A 3,144-nucleotide genomic window follows, 5' to 3' on the forward strand; every position below is an offset into this window, starting at 1 on the left:
CTCACCGGCACCCTGGCCGGCGCCCTGCTGGTCGCGGCCTCGGCCCACGCCGACCGCTCCGAATGGCCGGACAACTTCACCGTGGGCACCGCCAGTCAGGGCGGCACCTACTTCGTCTACGGTTCCGGCTGGGCGAACCTGATCGCCGACGAGCTGGGGATTTCCGGTGGCGGCGAAGTGACCGGCGGTCCGACCCAGAACCTGGCACTGGTACACGGCGGCGATGTGGCCTTCGGCCTCGCCACCATGGGACCGGCCGCCGATGCGGTCAACGGCGAAAGCCCCTTGGCGCCTGGCGTCCCCATGGACAACGTCTGCGCGCTGTTCCCGATGTACGAGACCCCGTTCTCCATCGCCGCCCTGTCCAGCAGCGACATCACCTCCATCTCCGAGATCCCGGACGGCGCCCGCATCGGCTTCGGCCCGGCGGCCTCCACCTCCGACACCTACTTCCCGGCGATCCTCGAGGAGCTGGGCGTGAACTTCGAGCGTCGCAACGGCGGCTGGACCGACCTCGGTGGCCAGCTGCAGGACGGCCTGCTCGACGTCATCGCCTTCGCCGCCGGCATCCCGATTCCCGCCATCAGCCAGCTCGAGGTCCAGACCGACGTGAACATCATCGAGTTCACCGAGGAGGAGCAGGCCCAGGTGCTCGAGAGCTTCCCGGTCGCCCCCTTCCAGATCCCGGCCAGCACCTACACCACCCTGGAGGAGGATGCCCGTGCCGTCTCCATGTGGAACTTCGCCATCGCCCGTTGCGACCTGCCGGAGGACTTCGTCTATGAAGTGACCAAGGTCACCATGGAGAACAACGACAAGATGCGTAACGTGCACCGCAGTGCCGAGACCACCATTCCGGAAAACATCGTGCACAACACCGTGCTGCCCTTCCATCCGGGGGCCGCACGCTGGTACGAGGAGAACGGCTACGAGATCGACGAGGCCCTGATCAAGTAAGCCGTATCTCGCGCCTGTGATGACGCCCCGTACCGGGCACTCGGTACGGGGCATGATCCGCATCCCTCCGCACCATACTCAAGGGTGATTCCCCATGAGCCATACACCCGATACCCGCCCCGGGGGCGAGGACGAACTCATCGACAAGACGCCGGCGACCATCGCCGAGGGCGTCGACGAGGAGGTCGTCGAGTCCAACCGGCGCACGTACACCCACTGGCGCTGGCTGCTGTTCGCCACCCTGGCCATCGCCTACTCCACCTTTCACCTGGTGTCGCTCAACGTGTACCCGATGGAGACCTGGTCGTTTCGCATCGTGCACATCGCCGGCGCCCTGATCCTCGGCTACGGCCTCTATACCGGCGCCCGCTTCGCCGAGCCCCATGCCATCGGTCCGGCCGGCCGCTGGCTCTCCCTGGCGAGCTATGCCCTGCTGCTGCCGGCCCTCTATGCCCTGCTGCAGGTCTTCCTGATGCAGCGCGAGATGAGCGGGGGCGCCATGCGCATCGACGCCGCCGTCGAGACCTGGCACTTCGGCTACCCGCTGATCGTCGCCACCGCCGCGGCCATCGTCATCTCCTGGTTCCACCGCCAGGCCCGCGAGCGGCTCAGCCCGGCCGACCTGGTGCTGATGGTCGCCGCCCTGGCCAGTGCCGGCTACCTGCTGGTGATGTACAACAGTCCGCTGCGGGCCGCCACCGGCACGGCCTTCGCCCCCATCGGCATCTCCTGGGCCGCCATCGCCGGCTCGCTGCTGATCCTCGAGCTGACGCGCCGCGTGGCGGGCCTGGCGCTGGTGGTGATCTCCGCCATCTTCCTGGTCTACGTCTTTGCCGGCCCCCTCCTGCCGGGCTTCCTCGGCTACCCGGGCCTGTCGATGAACCGCTTCTTCAGCCAGGTCTATACCGACGCCGGCATCCTCGGGCCGACCACCGCGGTATCGTCGACCTACATCATCCTGTTCATCATCTTCGCCGCCTTCCTGCAGGCTTCGAAGGTCGGCGACTACTTCGTCAACTTCGCCTTCGCCGCGGCCGGCCGTGCCCGGGGCGGTCCCGCCAAGGTGTCGATCTTCGCCTCCGGCCTGATGGGCATGATCAACGGCACCTCGGCCGGCAACGTGGTCTCCACCGGCTCGCTGACCATCCCGCTGATGAAGAAGGTCGGCTATCCGGCCAGAAGCGCCGGGGCCATCGAGGCCGCCGCCTCCACCGGCGGGCAGATCATGCCGCCGATCATGGGCGCCGGCGCCTTCATCATGGCCGAGATCACCGGCATCCCCTACACCGAGATCGCCGTGGCGGCGCTGATTCCCGCCATCCTCTACTTCGCCTCGGTGTACTTCATGGTCGACTTCGAGGCGGCCCGCAAGGGCATGCGCGGCATGCGCAAGGACGAGATCCCGCTGTTCTCGAAGCTGGTCAAGCAGGTCTACCTGTTCGCGCCGATCATCATCCTGATCGCCGCCCTGTTCATGGGCTACTCGGTGATCCGCGCCGGCACCCTGGCCACCGCCTCGGCCGCCGTGGTGAGCTGGATCTCGCCGAACAAGATGGGCATCCCGTCCATTCTCAGGGCGCTGCAGCTGGCCGGCACCATGGCCATCCAGATCATCGCCGTGTGCGCCTGCGCCGGCCTGATCGTCGGCGTCATCTCGCTGACCGGCGTCGGCGCGCGCTTCTCGTCGCTGCTGCTGGGCCTGGCCGGGGTCAGCCAGCTGCTGGCGCTGTTCTTCGCCATGTGCATCAGCATCCTGCTCGGCATGGGCATGCCGACGACCGCCGCCTATGCGGTGGCCGCCTCGGTCGTGGCGCCAGGCCTGATCGATATCGGCATCCAGCCGCTGGTGGCGCACTTCTTCGTGTTCTACTTCGCGGTCGTGTCGGCGATCACGCCCCCGGTGGCGCTGGCCTCCTATGCCGCCGCCGGCATCTCCGGCGCCAACGCCATGCAGACCTCGGTGACCTCCTTCAAGGTCGGCCTGGCGGCGTTCATCGTGCCCTTCATGTTCTACTACAGCCCGGCGATGCTGATGGAAGGCAGCGGGATGCAGATCCTGCGCGTCGGGGTGACCGCCACCCTGGGGATCGTGCTGCTGGCCGCCACCGTCCAGGCCTGGTTCTTCGGGCCGGTCAAGGTGTGGATGCGCCTGGTGATGCTCCTCGGCGCCATGTTCATGATCTATGG

Annotated in this window: 2 protein-coding genes; both read left to right on the forward strand. The window is 67.4% G+C overall.

What is annotated here, in order from left to right; genetic code table 11:
* The first annotated feature begins 12 nt into the window (after positions 1 to 12).
* Positions 13 to 957, forward strand: coding sequence for a TAXI family TRAP transporter solute-binding subunit (locus MKP05_RS21030; protein ID WP_110285635.1), 945 nt, complete (start codon positions 13 to 15; stop codon positions 955 to 957).
* A 94-nt stretch (positions 958 to 1,051) separates the two neighbouring features.
* The coding region (locus MKP05_RS21035) for a TRAP transporter permease (protein WP_240570105.1) at positions 1,052 to 3,144 on the forward strand (2,093 nt) is incomplete at its 3' end.

This window comes from Halomonas flagellata, from assembly GCF_022487945.1.
Taxonomy (GTDB): Bacteria; Pseudomonadota; Gammaproteobacteria; order Pseudomonadales; family Halomonadaceae; genus Halomonas; species Halomonas flagellata.